The following is a 16,799-nucleotide window of genomic DNA, read 5'->3' as shown; positions in this document are numbered from 1 at the left end:
GCCTTAAAAACTATAAGCAGCACCTAAAACAACCCGCCCTACTTCATCCGGTGATTTGAAATAAGAAATCCTTGCGGTTATTACGTTGATTCCGTTAAGCCAGATTCCGCCACCAAAGTCATTGTGCCATTTTTTTGAATCCTCACCATCTAACCAAATTCGTCCATAATCAAATCCGGCTAAAATTCCATAAGTTAACGGAACGATAGTCTTGCGAATTTTACCAATGCTATAACGCAAATCACTGCTCTGCGAATATGAAGTATTTCCTAAAAATCGTTCGTTTCTATATCCACGTAAATCTTTATCTCCACCTAATGTCACACCCTGATAAAATTCATAATTATTATTTAAGATAGCTTTGGTTTTAAAAATTGTGGCAAAAACGAATTTTCCTTCTGAATCAATTTTATGAACAAAACTTAAATTGCTTTCTAAAGCAGGAAAGTTTTGTTTGGTGTCATTCAAGTTTGTAGTCCAGCTTCCTGCAACCAAAAATCCCATTCCTAAAGTTGGTTTTGAATTAAAATCGGCATTTTTAAAACTATATTGCATTTTTGCACCACCATATTGTTGGTTTCCAAAAATTTTTGAATTCACAATTCCGGGTGAATTAATAAATCGTCCTTCTGTATTTTCCACTTCCATCTGATCAAAAACCGTCTGAAAAGCAAATTCACCTCCATGGCGCCCTACATGCCTGATTGCTGGTGCTACTTTTAATTTCTGGATGCGAACGCGGTTATAATCCATTCCCAGATCCTGATCATTATTTTCGGTTTTATTTCCATATCCAAAATAATTAATGGCGAAATTGGGTGTTGTATATTTTGCTTCAACATCAATTACCCAATTTCCTAATAAGCCAGGAAAATGAGAAGTGTAATCTAACTCAAAGCCTCCGGTTGCAAAGTAATAATATGCATTTACGACATGTCTTTGGGTATAGGGATTTTGCTTGAAATTGTTTACAGTATAATTAATATTGACCCCTAATTTTACGCCATCATCAGGATTAAACCCCGCTGTTGGCAAACCTGAAAATACATTATATTTTGGTTTTTTAAAATTATACAAGTTCACATCGTAATCATCCGTAAGATTGGTTTGTGCTTTCTTATCCAGATTATAAGTATTTATTTTTGATTTAAAATCATAAATCCTCACTCTTTTTCCATTCGCAATGGTATACAAATCATTGTTTTGCCCCCCAATCAATCGAATTAAAATTTTGGATTTTTGATCTCCATTCACTTCATAAACATCATCACCATCTAATCCGTAAATCCAAAGGTTTTTGGTTGTTTTATCACTATAGGTCTTAGTATAAATTAATTCCTCGCCGTCTTTTTTGATGCGATAAACTTTTAGTTCGAGACTTTTTTTTGCATTATGATTTAGCACAAACTTATCTTTTTTGTCTGTTCCGGCTATCATTACAGTGCGTGATAAAACATCAGAATAGACAGCTGCATATTTTTGAAGCTCTTTCTTTCTACTTTTCAATTTTTGTATAATTTCCTCAATAGTTTCATCCTGAACCTCTTTAGGCAAATTATCAAAAGCTTTGTCTATCTCTTGATCCGAAAGATGCTCCTGAATATATTGAGCCTGAGCGACCCAGTCATTTTTATCAGAAGTCCTGACAAAAGCCAAATCTAATGGATAAGGTTCCCGATTCAGCCATTTTACGTTATCGATTTCTTTTTTAAAAGTTCTCATGTGTCTCAACACAGGAATATTCATCAATAATGAAAGTAAAGTTCCGTCGTATTTGGTAAATGCCTGATCACGATCACGCGGAATAGGTCTGTACACTACTTTACCTCCTTCTTTATATTCTCCCCATCGCCATTGGTCTTCGTGCCTGTCCCAATCCCCAATAAGCATATCAAACAAACGTGCTTTCATATATTCCTTTTCATCGACTATGTACTTTTCATCCTTATGAAGATTTTTCATCATATCTTCAGTACTGATAATATCAGTTGGTTTTCCAAAACTTTTAGCATCAAGATGATTATCAGCCGGACGTTCTTCAATCATATATAGTGCATCTCCAAAATTCGAATTAAACTCCTTCAATGCATTTTGTTTTGGAATATAATACAATACCGGATTTGTATGTGCAAGACCTAATTTATCCGCCATATTACCAACTGCAAATGGTGTATAAGGATGTGATGTAGTATAAAAATCCAGTAAAAATCCTTCGGCATAAGTATCCTGAAAATCATTTACAACATATTGATCCTTAAAAGCAACGGTTTGTAAAAATTGAGTAGCGCTCTTTTTTAAAGCACGCATTACATATTCCCTTTTCTGAGAATCAACCATTCTTAACGATACAGACTGATGCCCTCCTCCTTCTCTTACTGGTTTAAGGCCTCCCTTAAGTGTATCCAGATCTGCTGTTTTTGCTTCAATAGGCAAACTGTAGTATTTTCTATAATGATTTCCAAAAAGAAATCTGTGAAACCCGTTTTTTTGGGTCATTTCTTTTGAATAGATAGAAGTCGTCACTGTTTTAGGAAAATCATTCGAGGCATTTTTTACCCAGTTGATTTCTTTGGCTTTTATAATTTCACGTTCAAAAAGCAATTTTTCTTTGTTATTCTCGTTTCCGAAAAAATGCACTTTTGCATCTCCGCTTTTAAACAGGGTTAATGTTGCATAACCATTTCCGCCATACGAAAAATCATTTGGGTTTACAGCTCTGGCAGCCTCAGATTTTGACCCCGCTCCACTAATAACTTGATTAATATTCTCCTTATTAATAAACTGTAGGTTATGATCGTGACCCGAAACAACAATTACATTTTTTTGCCCCTGAAGCAAAGCTTTTATTCTTTTTGCGTAAATGGTGTATTGTTTATTTTGAACATCCTGAGGACTTACGCCAGATGTTTTTCGTACTAAATTGATAAATGAACCTATAACCGGAAGCGGTATTTTTTGCTCTAAAGGAAATAATTGCTTTTCTAAAGAAAATTGTCCTCCATGGGTACCATTACTCATTAAAGGGTGATGAATCGCCACTACAACGGTTTTTTCCTGGTTTTTATTTAAGATATTTTCCAGTCTATCAAAAAAATCTTCACGGGTTTTAATATCGCAATTGTCATTAATTGTTGGGTGTTTGTCCCAATCCTCTAAAAACCATTCACTGTCAATAGTCACTAAAGTAGCTGTACTGTCAATTTTTACATCTTCAATGGCACATCTTTTTGAAGGTAAGAAAGCTTTTTTATTATTAAGATAGTTAGATACAAATTCCGCTTGACTTTCGAGTCCTTTTATACCACTATACCAATCATGATTACCAGGAATAAAAATTGTTTTTCCTTTAAACCTTTTTGTAAGTTTTAATTGATTGGTAAGTTTTATTTCTGCCTGTTTTATAACATCAGCATTATCCGTCTGAAAACCCTTGGGATAAATATTGTCTCCCAAAAACAACAGAGTGGCATTTTTGCCTGACTTTTTTAATTTTTTATGCAATAACTCAAGCGTTTTTTGAGCTTGGTCTTCATCAGAATTTCCCGCATCCCCCACTAAATAAAAAGTATGTGCAATTTTTATGGTATCTGTAGCGTTTTCGTTTTCGTTAATACTAATATTTTTCCCAAATTGAGCACGATGTGTGGCACAGGAATAGATTAAAAATAATAAGATTATTATTGCGGAAAAGGTTTTAATCTTAGCAATAAAATGATTATCCAAAAACAATTTCATAATTTAGTGGTATAAAAAAATTCTCCATGAATCTAATTAAACAATCCGAAGAATTCGTCAGTAATTTACTCAAAGATAAACTATCTAATTTATATTCTTATCACAATTTTAATCATACTCAAAGTGTGGTTAATGCAACAAAAGAACTTTGCGATAATGAAAAAGTAAATGCAGACGAAAGAGAATTGCTTATAGTAGCTGCCTGGTTTCATGACACTGGCTATGTAAAAGGTTTTGAAAACCATGAAAACGAAAGCGTAAAAATTGCCTCAGAATTTTTAAAAGAGAAAAATCAATCAGAGGAATTCATTGCTAAAGTCTCAAAATTAATTACGGCTACTGCCAAAGAATATCTACCACAGTCACATTTAGAAAAGATAATAAAAGACGCTGATTATATTCACATTATTAGTGCTGAATATGTATCCACATGTGAATTATTACGCCTTGAATTGCAAAACATCGGAAATATTAATTTTTCTAATTTAGAATGGGCAACAGAAAATTTTGATTTTTTACTAAATAAACACCGGTTTTATACTGAATATGCTCAAAAAAACTGGCAACCATTAAAAGAGAAAAACCTCATTCGCATTCAGAAAAAAATAAAAAAACAAAAAACAAAAGAGACTGCAAAAATTGAAGAGGAAAGCAAAAAGAAAGAAAAAACAGAAAAAACTGATCGGGGCGTTGATACTTTATTTCGTGTAACATTAGGAAATCATACACGTTTAAGTGGTATTGCTGATAGCAAAGCCAATATATTGTTATCTGTAAATGCCATTATTATTTCGATTGCACTTTCGTCAATTATTCCAAAATTAGACAGTCCGAAGAATACCCATTTGGTAATCCCTACTTTTATTATGCTGATGTCCAGTGTAATCACAATTATTTTCGCCATCCTTTCAACAAGACCGAAAGTAACTTCAGGTTATTTTACCCGTGAAGACGTTGAGGCTAAAAAGGTAAATTTGATGTTTTTTGGAAATTTCTTCAAAATGCCCTTAAATGAATACGAATGGGCAATGAATGAAATGATGAAAGATCGTAATTATTTATATTCTAATATGATTAAAGATCTATATTACCTCGGCTTGGTTTTACAAAGAAAATACAATTTATTACGTATTGCTTACAACCTGTTTATGGCCGGAATCATTATTACTGTAATAGCTTTTGTAGTCGCTTTTAAAACGGCCGGGCTTTAATTGAGTTCATCTAATAAATCCTGATATGTAATAATTTTTTGAGAGGCTAAATTTATTGTATTATTTACCACCTTTACCCGAATTGCCCTTAATCCGGAAACGCCCTGTAAATCTTCAACTGCAAATTGCTCTATTGAAGGTTCCAGTATTTTTTTATGCTGCAAATATTTGATATACTTTAAATATTCTGCCTCTTCGCTATTTTGAGAATAAACAATTGTAATTTTTTCTTTTTCTGTAATTCGCTCTTTTGATCCTTTTATATTAGCCTTATCAATACGTTTTTTTACAACTTCATAACGTGCATTGTAAGTTCCGTCAACATCAAAACGTTTTTCGTCCATTCTAAAACGAATAGAAAGTGCTGAACTGAATACTAAAATTAACGAAGTCACGTCAAGTTCATACGGCAATGACGATTTTAGCTGATGATGCTCTAATTCCATTTCGCATAAAGTTTGTAATTGCCACAAACGAAGATTATGCAAATACATAATATCAAAGGGCTTTGTTGGCGAAATAGAAGCTCCTATATATAAATTATGTTCCACACCATCCGTTTTAAAACGCTCATAATAATGTGGGTAAATCTCTTGTGCTTCTAATTGTTTTCTGTCTAAAATTGTGGCCAGTTTTTTATTGACGATAGACATTGCATTATCAAATTTCTTTCGGTCTTGATAGAACATTCCTGTTTTTTCATCCAGGCTCTCAAAATACAACCGTTCTAATTTTTCGTTTTTAGCAGTATCTTTGGTGTTTTTTAAAATTGGATGAATTTCCTCTTCAATGTAGCGTTGAATATGTTGCTCAGTATCAGCTTTCAAAGGAAGATCCAATTCTTGCCGCATTGATTCTAATTCAAATTTTCGTTGCTCAAGAAGCACCAGATTCGTATTTGCATCCTGGTTTTCAAAAATACGCAAAAGAGCCGTTAATTGATTTTTTAAATCATTTTTTACTGTTTCATTTCGATGCTCAGAGGAACCCTTGATGTCAATTTGCCCATACAACGGAAATACATTTTTAAATACAATTTCCTTAAAAATATAATCTTTGGAATGGTTAATATTTTGAAAATAGCTCTGCGCTTCCTTTTTAAATTTCCAGTAAACACTAGGGTGTATTGTAGTATACTCCCGTTGGATAATAGCTTCTACCTGATGCTGCATATCCGTATTATAACGATCGATCGTATCTGTTAAATAAGGTAAAATCAACTCAAGCTTTGTTGCGTTTACACTATTCAATTCTCTTGGGTTGTGAGATACTATTTCCAGTACACCTAATAAATGATCATCTTTGATAATAGGGGCAAAAATACAACTGCCAATATTTTGAGCCAGTAAATGTTGACCCAGTCTTTCATTTCCTGCTTCCTGAGAAAATTTTTCTACATTCGAAATCACAAAAGGTTCTTTTTTATCTAATAAATTTTCAAAAGAACATCCAAATAAGGCATTTTTACAATGTACTTCATGATCATTCAAAAGTAAAAAACTATGCATTTGGGTATCAAATTTGGCAGGTCTGTTGAATTTCTCTTCTTCAGGATTGTAAATTATAAAGCCGAATTTTAAGCCCGGAATTTTAAATAACGATATAAAAATAGATTCTATAATTTCGGTTGGGGTAATTGTATCTTCTGGTTTTAATAAATTACTTTTTAAATTTGAAATAGCATTTTCGGTAGTGGCATCAAATAAGGAAACAATTCCGAAACCTTTTAGAATCCAGCTTCCTGCCGGGAATTTTGATTTCCAAAGTTCAATATCATTATAATTATCTATCAGCAAATCAATATCATCTTTAGTAAGTTGTATTGAGTTTTCAGTAGGAATTATTTCTATAAAATCTGCATTATACAAGATGCGATAATGCCTTAGCACCCCTATTTCATCTGGAATATCATAGAAAAAAGGTTTATTAAAATCAATTTTTTGATTATAATAAGTCGCTAAAATCAAACAGCAATTATTGATATAAAACTGATCTTCATCAAAATCCCGAATTTCCATATCAAATTCTGAACCTGCATTGCTCAAAATTTTCCTGAATCGCTCTGTATAATTAAAAGTTAAGTTCTGAAAAGGAATTGTAACTGCTTTTATCTCGTTATTCGTTAAAGCAGTTGGAAACAAATCTGCCAGTAAATTTTTTATCAGAACTTCATTTTTTTGAATGAATTTATAATCTTCAATACCAGTTCTGAATTCCGGCAAATGGTCAATTTCTTTAAGAATTGCTTTTGCATAATTAGAACGGTAATCAACATCTGACAAGGCAATTTCTTCGAAAGATTCAATTAGTTTATGGAACGATATTATAGTTCTGAAAGGACTTTCTTTAAACAAATGAGTATTCATCTGAAATGTAGTTTAGATTTACAAAATTAGTAATTATGTCAATCTAATAGTTCATTTAGCTTATTTATTTCTTCTTATTATAAGATTCAGGAAGTGAACTGTATTTTTTTAAACAAAAAAAGTCCTCAAAAGAGGACTTTTTATATATTTAGGAAATTGCAATTAATTACAATTTAGCAACATGTTTCGTTAATTTAGACTTCAGGTTTGAAGCTTTGTTATCATGAATGATGTTCTTTTTAGCTAATTTATCAATCATAGAAATTACAGTTGATAATTTAGAAGCAGCATCAGATTTCTCAGTAGCTAATCTTAACGCTTTGATAGCATTACGAGTAGTTTTATGCTGGTATCTGTTAAGAACTCTTCTTTTTTCGTTACTTCTGATTCTTTTTAAAGCTGACTTGTGATTTGCCATTTTATTATTTTTTACCTTTTTTATAATTCTTTTTTGTAGTCCGTAAGGGAATCGAACCCCTGTTACCAGGACGAAAGCCTGGAGTCCTAACCCCTAGACGAACGGACCAGTATCCTTCTAAGTTTTTTCAATCTAAATAAATTGAATTTTGTAGCCCGTAGCGGAATCGAACCGCTCTTACATGGATGAAAACCATGCGTCCTAACCGATAGACGAACGGGCCATTTTTAGTTCAATGAACATTATCTGCAATAAAAGTAGTAGCCCGTAGCGGAATCGAACCGCTCTTACATGGATGAAAACCATGCGTCCTAACCGATAGACGAACGGGCCTGCTTCTCTAATGCGGATGCAAAAATACAACTATTTTTAAGATGTACAATAGTTGATGTAAAAAAAAATCATTTTTTTTAATATGCCTTAGCGAACAATACTCTTTTTGAAGAAGGATTCCCAGTAAACACACAGGTTCCCGCCTCTTCTACATGACTCAAAGGTATACAACGAATTGTTGCTTTAGTTAAGTCTTTTATTTTTTCCTCAGTAGCTGCCGTACCATCCCAATGAGCTGACACAAAGCCTCCTTTACCATCTAAAACTTCCTTAAACTCCTCAAAATTATTTACCTCTGTAATATGCCTATTACGATAATCTAATGCTTTGTTAAACAAATCCGATTGAATCTGTTCTAACAGGTCGTTTATATAAGTCACGATTCCTTCTCCTGAAACAATCTCTTTAGTCAGCGTATCACGCCTTGCAACTTCGAAAGTTCCATTTTCTAAATCTTTTGGACCAACGGCAATTCGAACAGGCACACCTTTTAATTCCCATTCAGCAAACTTGAATCCTGGTTTTTGAGTTGTTCTGTCGTCATATTTAACTGAAATTTTTAGTTTTCTTAGTTTAGCCACTAATTCATTTACAGCAATACTGATCTCAGTAAATTGTTCATCGGTTTTAAAAATAGGAACAATAACCACTTGTACAGGTGCCAGATTAGGAGGCAAAACCAATCCGTTATCATCAGAGTGCGTCATAACCAAAGCACCCATTAAACGGGTCGAAACCCCCCATGAAGTCCCCCAGACATATTCTTGCTTTCCTTCTGCATTTGCAAACTTCACCTCAAAAGCTTTTGCGAAATTCTGCCCTAAGAAGTGGGATGTTCCAGCCTGCAATGCTTTTCCATCCTGCATTAACGCTTCAATACAATAGGTTTCATCTGCTCCGGCAAAACGTTCTGTTTCGGTTTTTATACCTTTAACTACAGGAATAGCCATGAAGTCTTGTACAAAATCAGCGTAAACATTCATCATTTTCTCAGATTCTTCTATTGCTTCAGCTTTAGTAGCATGAGCCGTATGACCTTCCTGCCACAAAAACTCTGCAGTTCTCAAAAACAATCTTGTACGCATTTCCCAACGCACTACATTAGCCCATTGATTAATTAGCAAAGGCAAATCCCGATAAGACTGCACCCATCCTTTATAAGTAGACCAAATGATTGCCTCACTTGTTGGACGAACAATAAGTTCCTCTTCCAGTTTAGCATTTGGATCTACCATCAGTTTACCAGGTTTATCCGGGTCGTTTTTTAACCTGTAATGTGTTACGATAGCACATTCTTTTGCAAATCCTTCTGCATTTTTTTCTTCAGCCTCAAACATGCTTTTTGGAACAAATAAAGGGAAATACGCATTCTGATGTCCGGTTTCTTTAAACATTCTGTCTAATTCAGCCTGCATTTTTTCCCAAATAGCATATCCGTAGGGTTTAATAACCATACATCCTCTAACTCCTGAATTTTCGGCTAAATCTGCTTTTACAACCAGTTCATTATACCATTTTGAATAATCTTCTGATCGTGTAGTAAGGTTCTTACTCATATTGAATAGTTTGGCACAAATTTTGTTTTATTTTTTTTAACTAAATAGTTACGCAAAACTAACTATTTTTGTAATGTGCAACAATAAAAAACACCACAGATATGAAAACTTATATTTCCCTCCGACAAAACACAACTCATTTCTACTTTATTGGATTACTGAGTTTTCTCCTAACATCGTGTGGTTCTTACCAAAATACTTCCTATAATGATAATGATGGAGTTTATGGTAATACACGAAGTTCCTATACTCAATCAACAAATACTGAAACAAATAATCAGTACAAAGACTATTTCAGATCGTTACAAGATGATAATCAGCCAACTGAAATTTTTACAGACGTAGATTCGTACGGTAATTATGCCGAAAATGACAATACACAAGCTACAGCTTATCCCGCCTGGGGAAGCAGTAATTCAGAAGTTTCCATAAATGTTTATTCTGATCCAACCTGGGCAATGGGATTTGGTTTAGGATTTGGATATCCTTATTATGGATGGGGTTACGGCGGAGGTTGGGGATATCCCGGATACGGATGGGGCTACCCATATTATGGATACGGTGGTGGTTTTTGGGGTCCTGGATACGGTTGGGGATATGGCGGATATTGGGGATATGGCGGAAGACCGGGATATTCACATTATGCTTACAACTCAGGACGCAGAGGTTCTGCTGCATACTATAATGGAAGAAGTTATGCTACAAACAGAAACTATTCTACTAACAGAAGCAGTACTAACAATAGAAACTATACAACAAACAGAAGTTACAGTACTAATCGATCAAGTAATTTTACAGATAGAAGAAGCAGTACTATAAATAACAGAAATTCGACTTCAAGCCCTACTTTTACTAACAGAAGAAGTTCTAATACTCAAAACAATAACAGTACTTATAATTCATCAAGAAGATCATCATCAAATAACACAACCACTACCAATCGTAATTACAATAGTAACAACAATTCATCTCAAACCAGAAGTTACTCTCCTAGCCCATCACGTTCATCTAATAGCGGAGGAGGAAGCATGAGATCATCCGGTGGCGGTGGCGGTGGAAGATCTTCAGGAGGCGGTGGAGGAGGCAGACGATAATTTTCTTTCATCAAATTTCAAACTCAATAAACCTTGAACAATGAAAAAAATATTTTTCCTAGTTATAACAGGACTGACTTTTAACAGCTTTTATTCGCAAGAAATCTCAGATGCCATTCGTTATTCACAAGATGACCTTACAGGTACTGCCCGTTTTAGGGCCATGAGTGGTGCTTTTGGAGCTGTAGGGGGTGATTTATCTTCAATAAATGTTAATCCGGCCGGTTCAGCAATATTTTCTAATAATCAGTTTGGTGCTACATTAAGCAATAGAAGCATAAAAAATAATTCAAATTATTTTGGCAACCAAACGGAAGATTGCGACAATTCATTAATTATGAATCAGGTTGGTGGTATCTTTGTTTTTAATGACCGAAATCCAAATAGCAACTGGAAAAAAATTGTTATTGGGGCTAATTTTGAAAACACAAACAATTTCAATAATAATATTTTTTCTGCAGGTACCAATCCAACTCATTCTGTTGATGATTATTTTTTAGCTTATGCTAACGGAATACCATTAGGTGATATAAATGGTTTTAGCTACAGAGATTTATTTTATGATGAACAACAGGCTTACTTTGGAGTTAACGGAAGAGTAATAAATCCAGTTACAAATACCAATGCTAACACTCAATATACTAGTAATGTTCCTGCCGGCGGTAATTATTATCACGAAAACGAGGTTTACACCAGAGGATACAATAGTAAGCTGAGCTTTAATGCAGCAACATCATTTAAAGATATTCTTTACATTGGCGCAAATTTAAACGTTCACATTACCGATTACAGAAGATCGGGCAGTTTTTACGAGTCTAATTTAAATGCACTTCAGCCAAATGAAACCATTTCAAATCTGCGCTTTAACAATGAATTATATACTTATGGAAATGGATTCTCTTTTCAATTAGGAGCTATTGCTAAAGTGACAGAATCATTTAGAGTTGGTTTAGCATACGAATCGAACACCTGGTATGAACTTTATGACGAAGTCTCACAAAGTTTATATACAACTACAGAAAATGATGCGAATCAGGCATTTGACTATGATGTCAATCCAAATATAATAAATATTTACGACTCATATACCTTACAAACACCTGGAAAAGTAACATTTAGTGCTGCTTATGTGTTTGGAAAATCTGGGTTAATCAGCATTGACTATGCAATTAAAGATTATGCAAGTACAAAATACAAACCAACAAATGATTCTGGTTTTAGAAATCTAAACAATGATATTAGCAATGAGTTAACCAATAATGGAGAACTTAGAATTGGCGGTGAATATAAAATAAAACGACTAAGCCTTCGCGGTGGATATCGTTTTGAAGGAAGTCCTTATAAAAACGGAACAACAATTGGTGATTTAAATAGCTATTCTGGTGGTTTAGGCTTTAATTTTGGCGCTACCAAAGTAGATTTAGCTTATTCTTACGCGGAAAGAAAATCGAATCAGGGATTTTTTGCCAGAGGCTTCACTGACGGAGCAAACATATCTTCGAAACTAAATAATGTTTCGTTGACTTTATTATTTGAATTGTAATTAAGAATAAATAGATGAATGAAAATTTCCGTCAGGTTTTTGCTTGACGGATTTTTTTTAGCCCCGATAGAAGTGAAAATCCTTTTGTGCCGGTGTTCGGCACAAAAGATTGTAACGAATAGCGGGAAATAGCTCCTGAAAAACACCTAAAACAAACCTAAACAGACGGTGTTTGGATAAAAAAGTGTAATTTTGCACTCCAATTTATAAAAGTATGAGAACCAAGTCTTTAAAAAAGAACAAAATTAACGTAATCACTCTTGGGTGTTCGAAAAATGTGTATGACAGTGAAGTCCTGATGGGACAACTTCGCGCCAATGATAAAGATGTACAACACGAAGCTCCAGCAGCTGAAGAGGGAAACATTATCGTAATCAACACTTGTGGTTTTATTGATAATGCAAAAGCAGAATCGGTAAATATGATTTTGGAATATGCTGATAAAAAAGACAGAGGTTTAGTTGACAAGGTTTTTGTAACAGGATGTTTATCTGAACGTTACAGACCTGATTTAGAGAAAGAAATTCCGAATGTAGATCAATATTTCGGCACAACAGAATTGCCTCAATTACTGAAAGCATTAGGAGCCGACTATAAACATGAATTATTAGGAGAGCGTTTAACCACAACTCCCAAAAACTATGCTTATTTAAAAATTGCAGAAGGTTGCGACAGACCCTGCAGTTTTTGTGCAATTCCGTTAATGAGAGGATCCCATGTTTCACAATCAATTGAAAAATTAGTAAAAGAAGCTCAGGGTTTGGCTAAAAATGGCGTAAAAGAATTGATTTTAATTGCTCAGGACCTGACTTATTATGGTCTTGACATTTATAAAAAGAGAAATCTTGCCGAACTTTTGGAAGCTTTAGCGAAAGTAGAAGGTATTGAGTGGATCCGTTTGCACTATGCTTACCCAACCGGATTTCCGATGGATGTTTTGGAATTAATGAAACGCGAACCAAAGATTTGTAATTATATCGATATTCCGTTGCAGCATATTTCGGACTCTATTTTGAAATCAATGCGCCGTGGTACAACTCAGGCTAAAACTACTCAATTATTAAAAGATTTCCGTGCTGCTGTTCCGGGAATGGCTATCAGAACTACTCTGATTGTTGGCTATCCTGGTGAGACTCAGGAAGATTTTGAGATTCTTAAAGATTTTGTTCAGGAAATGAAATTTGACAGAATGGGTTGTTTTGCGTATTCTCACGAAGAAAACACTCATGCTTTTTTACTTGAAGATGATGTCCCGAATGATGTAAAACAAGCCAGAGCCAATGAAATCATGGAATTACAATCACAAATTTCATGGGATTTGAATCAGGAAAAAATAGGTCAGGTTTTCAAATGTATTATCGACAGAAAAGAGGGTGCGCATTTTATAGGAAGAACTGAATTTGACAGCCCGGATGTAGATAATGAAGTTTTAATAGATGCCTCTAAACATTACGTAAAAACGGGCGAATTTGTTAATATCAGGATAATAGAAGCAACAGAATTTGATTTATACGGAGAACCTGCTTAAATTTACAATACCTTTTTTTACTAAACTTAAAAAGACGCTTTATGAAACCTATCCACTTTTTCTTTATTTTGGTTTTCTCCCTATTTTGCTTTAACTCCGTTTTTGCCCAATACGGAAATGGGTACAATAATGGTTACGGAAGAGGCGGCGGAATGGGAAGAGACAGAAGCATGATGGATCAGGGTAGTCAGCAACCGAGTAAACCTAAAGAAATTCCGGTTGAAGAAACTGCAGCGAAAATTGTGGAGCAAATGAAACCCGAAGTAAATCTTGATGAACTGCAGGCAATTGCCATAACGAATGTTTTGGCAGACAGCATGAGAGAACAAGGAATATTATTAAAAAACGAAAACAGCAATCAGGAACAGAAAATGGAGCAAATGAAAGCGCTTCGGGAAGTAACTACAAAAAGAATAACCGCTTTTTTAAACCCTGACCAAGTAGAAAAATACACCAATTTTATGGCTAATTTCAAAGAAATAAAAAAAACAAAGTCAAAAAAGAAAAAAGATTCTAAAGAAATAAAAGAAGAAGCAGAAACAATAAAAGCAACAGAATAACTGTTTCAACTTAAATAAAATCACACAATATAATTCACCACCATGTTAAAAAGATCTCTTTTTTACCTGATTTCAGCAATTATTATTACTTCCTGCGCTACAAAAAACCCTTACAAGGCTACTGAAAAAATTTATGATCAGCAATTAAAAACGTTAGAACAACAAATTACAAGCAAGGAAGTAGAACCTATACCGCCTGTTGCACCTTTAAGTATTGACAGTTTATATGCACTACAATTGCATATTATAAAAGATTCTTTATCTAAAACCGGCTCAACACCATTATTAAATGGGATTAATACCGAATGGATTGGAACAGTAAATTTTAATTTAAGAAAACCTAGTTTTATTATTATTCATCATACTGCACAAGACTCTTTACAACAAACAATCAGTACTTTTACAAAGACCAAAACACAAGTAAGTGCCCATTATATTATTTCTGACGACGGAAAAGTAGTTCAAATGCTTAATGATTATTTAAGAGCATGGCATGCCGGCAACTCCAACTGGGGAAAAACCACAGATTTAAACTCTTGTTCTATTGGTATTGAACTTGACAATAATGGTTTTGAACCTTTTTCTGAAGCACAAATCAGCAGTTTAGTGGCTTTATTGACCAAATTAAAAAAAGATTACAATATTCCTACTCAAAATATATTAGGCCATTCTGATATTGCACCAGGAAGAAAACAAGATCCAAGTGCTTTATTTCCCTGGAAAACATTAGCAGAAAAAGGATTTGGAATTTGGCCAGATGAAATATTAGAAGAAGCTCCATTTGATTTTAAAATAGAAACTGCTTTGCGTATTATTGGATACAACACTAAAAATCTTTCTGCGGCAATAATAGCATTTAAACTACATTATATTCAAACCGACATGAGTTCAACTTTAGATAGAAAAACAATAGATACAATCTATTCGATTTATAAAAAGCAATTGCAATAAAAGTTACTTACAATTAATAAAATCGCATTTCTAATTTTAATTTAGAAATGCGATTTTATTTTATAATGAGGCATTAAACCAAACTATTGGGTACATCTTACAAGTGATTGATAAAGATAAAGATTAAAATCACCCGCTCCATCCTATACTTTAATCAGACTTCCCCAGGTATCAAACAGTCGTTTTCAACATAGCTGTATTTTCATCGGTTATGGTTAAAATAGTTCCCTGATAATCCCGATTAAATATAAATATTTTGACGGATTACATCATCGCTTTTCAATGTAATTGGAGCATTGTATCATCCTTGCTAATTCTCCTGCACTTAATAAGCTCTTCCCTCCTTTAAGGATATTCCTTAATCCCTTAACGGTTAACTTTTCAGCTCCAACTTCCGCACCCGCCGGCGACAAAAATGTAAGAGCCATAGCAGTATAATAACCTGCTTTTTGATTATCTGTAGGTCTTAAATTAAGATAATCTGTACCTCCAAACTTATCAAAAGTTGAACTAAAACCTGGCGATATTAAATCAAAGCCATCAATCACAGTTTGGACACCCATCTTTCCAAAACCCTGTGCGAAATCAGAGACTGAATTCAGATTCACATAACTACTCAAATTAGGAGGTGGCGGAGGCGGAGCAGAGTTTTTATTACGTCCGCCAAAGATATTTTTAAAACTTACTTTGCTTTTCCACAATTCGCTAATCTTGTCTCCATTAATATTTCTGTTAGCCCAATCCTTAATTCGCCAATATCCCAGTTTTGGCCTATAGTAGCAATAGCACTACCAATAGCTACCCCCAACCACAATCTACACAATCTTTGCCAGATCCATTTGGTTGTGTCATATTGCCACTTGGGTCTATATATAAAAGCGGAGCAGCTTTTGATTAGGAAGACTTTGGAGGGCAGGAGACTAAGTAGTATTCTTAAAAATAATTTCTTAATATCATTTCAACTTTTTGTTCATCTGATAAATCCCAATACCACCATTTACCAGAATTATTTTTCTCTTCAATAAATCTTCTCTGATAGGCTATTCTAAATAAACTCATTAGTAACATCAAAACCTTTTCTAATTCAGTTTTTGGCAAATTGATTATTTTTTTTAAATTATGATTTTCAACTCCTTTTGTAAGTAAAACACATGGTGTATAAGTTGCCTTTAATTGGCTTTCTTTTATTGCAGTCTCTATATCATTATTGTTTGGCTTAGATTGTAAAATAAGAGATGCTATTTCTTCAAGATAATCTCTCTTTTCTTCTACACTAAAACTTTTAAATAGACTTAAAATGGGAGAAATATCAGTTATTCCCTGCCCATATTTATTAATAAGTATTGTATCTTTTATTTTTAACATTTTAAAAATAATTATCGTGGATAAATTGTTATTGATGGTGATCCAGTTTTAATTTAGATGTCTAACTGTTGCGGGCACGGAAAGAATTTCCGCGCTAACTTTGCGCATATCCGAGCTGTCGGGCAAGGACTGTTAAACC

The 16,799-nt window shown here is 33.9% G+C and carries 12 protein-coding genes and 3 tRNA genes; 6 read left to right on the top strand and 9 right to left on the bottom strand.

What is annotated here, in order from left to right; all coding sequences use genetic code 11:
* Window positions 1–3: 3 nt before the first annotated feature.
* Window positions 4–3,735 (bottom strand): metallophosphoesterase, encoded by a 3,732-nt coding sequence (locus J2W48_RS11405; protein WP_310281371.1) that lies wholly within the window; start codon window positions 3,733–3,735, stop codon window positions 4–6.
* A gap of 26 nt (window positions 3,736–3,761) precedes the next feature.
* Between J2W48_RS11405 and J2W48_RS11400 the strand changes: the two genes are divergently transcribed.
* Entirely contained in the window at window positions 3,762–4,946 is a 1,185-nt protein-coding gene (locus tag J2W48_RS11400) for a Pycsar system effector family protein (protein ID WP_310281369.1), read from the top strand.
* On the opposite strand, the gene J2W48_RS11395 is transcribed toward J2W48_RS11400, so the two are convergent.
* The 6 genes from J2W48_RS11395 to proS all read right to left on the bottom strand — a co-directional run bounded on the left by J2W48_RS11395 (window position 4,943) and on the right by proS (window position 9,619).
* On the bottom strand, window positions 4,943–7,312 hold the full coding sequence (locus tag J2W48_RS11395; RefSeq protein ID WP_310281367.1) for a GAF domain-containing protein: 2,370 nt from the start codon (window positions 7,310–7,312) through the stop codon (window positions 4,943–4,945). The genes J2W48_RS11400 and J2W48_RS11395 overlap by 4 nt on opposite strands.
* A gap of 166 nt (window positions 7,313–7,478) precedes the next feature.
* Window positions 7,479–7,730, bottom strand: coding sequence for a 30S ribosomal protein S20 (gene rpsT / locus J2W48_RS11390; protein ID WP_007803459.1), 252 nt, complete (start codon window positions 7,728–7,730; stop codon window positions 7,479–7,481).
* A gap of 36 nt (window positions 7,731–7,766) precedes the next feature.
* Window positions 7,767–7,838: transfer RNA gene (locus tag J2W48_RS11385), tRNA-Glu, on the bottom strand.
* Between the two features lie 43 nt (window positions 7,839–7,881).
* Window positions 7,882–7,953: transfer RNA gene (locus tag J2W48_RS11380), tRNA-Glu, on the bottom strand.
* A 38-nt stretch (window positions 7,954–7,991) separates the two neighbouring features.
* Window positions 7,992–8,063: transfer RNA gene (locus tag J2W48_RS11375), tRNA-Glu, on the bottom strand.
* Window positions 8,064–8,140: 77 nt separating this feature from the next.
* Window positions 8,141–9,619 carry a proline--tRNA ligase gene (proS, locus tag J2W48_RS11370; RefSeq protein WP_310281364.1) on the bottom strand — a complete coding sequence of 493 codons (1,479 nt, stop codon included), beginning with the start codon at window positions 9,617–9,619 and terminating at the stop codon, window positions 8,141–8,143.
* Between the two features lie 101 nt (window positions 9,620–9,720).
* Between proS and J2W48_RS11365 the strand changes: the two genes are divergently transcribed.
* The 5 genes from J2W48_RS11365 to J2W48_RS11345 all read left to right on the top strand — a co-directional run bounded on the left by J2W48_RS11365 (window position 9,721) and on the right by J2W48_RS11345 (window position 15,295).
* Window positions 9,721–10,713: a hypothetical protein gene (locus tag J2W48_RS11365; RefSeq protein ID WP_310281362.1), complete on the top strand. Its 993-nt coding sequence runs from the start codon at window positions 9,721–9,723 to the stop codon at window positions 10,711–10,713.
* A gap of 40 nt (window positions 10,714–10,753) precedes the next feature.
* The gene (locus J2W48_RS11360) at window positions 10,754–12,256 is read left to right on the top strand and encodes an OmpP1/FadL family transporter (RefSeq protein WP_310281359.1); all 1,503 of its coding nucleotides are present in this window, start codon (window positions 10,754–10,756) and stop codon (window positions 12,254–12,256) included.
* A gap of 214 nt (window positions 12,257–12,470) precedes the next feature.
* Window positions 12,471–13,784 carry a 30S ribosomal protein S12 methylthiotransferase RimO gene (gene rimO / locus J2W48_RS11355; RefSeq protein ID WP_310281356.1) on the top strand — a complete coding sequence of 438 codons (1,314 nt, stop codon included), beginning with the start codon at window positions 12,471–12,473 and terminating at the stop codon, window positions 13,782–13,784.
* 41 nt (window positions 13,785–13,825) lie between these two features.
* Entirely contained in the window at window positions 13,826–14,344 is a 519-nt protein-coding gene (locus J2W48_RS11350; RefSeq protein WP_310281354.1) for a hypothetical protein, read from the top strand.
* A gap of 42 nt (window positions 14,345–14,386) precedes the next feature.
* Window positions 14,387–15,295, top strand: coding sequence for an N-acetylmuramoyl-L-alanine amidase (locus J2W48_RS11345; protein WP_310281352.1), 909 nt, complete (start codon window positions 14,387–14,389; stop codon window positions 15,293–15,295).
* Window positions 15,296–15,564: 269 nt separating this feature from the next.
* Here J2W48_RS11345 and J2W48_RS11340 read toward each other — a convergent pair whose 3' ends face one another.
* Together J2W48_RS11340 and J2W48_RS11335 are read right to left on the bottom strand one after the other, a co-directional pair.
* Entirely contained in the window at window positions 15,565–15,996 is a 432-nt protein-coding gene (locus J2W48_RS11340) for a hypothetical protein (protein WP_310281350.1), read from the bottom strand.
* A 232-nt stretch (window positions 15,997–16,228) separates the two neighbouring features.
* Window positions 16,229–16,660 (bottom strand): DUF5958 family protein, encoded by a 432-nt coding sequence (locus J2W48_RS11335; RefSeq protein ID WP_310281348.1) that lies wholly within the window; start codon window positions 16,658–16,660, stop codon window positions 16,229–16,231.
* Window positions 16,661–16,799 lie beyond the last annotated feature (139 nt).

This window comes from Flavobacterium piscis (assembly GCF_031457575.1).
Taxonomy (GTDB): Bacteria; Bacteroidota; Bacteroidia; order Flavobacteriales; family Flavobacteriaceae; genus Flavobacterium; species Flavobacterium piscis_A.
Note: the sequence above shows the minus strand (reverse complement) of the source record. Positions and strands in the feature narration are given on the sequence as shown.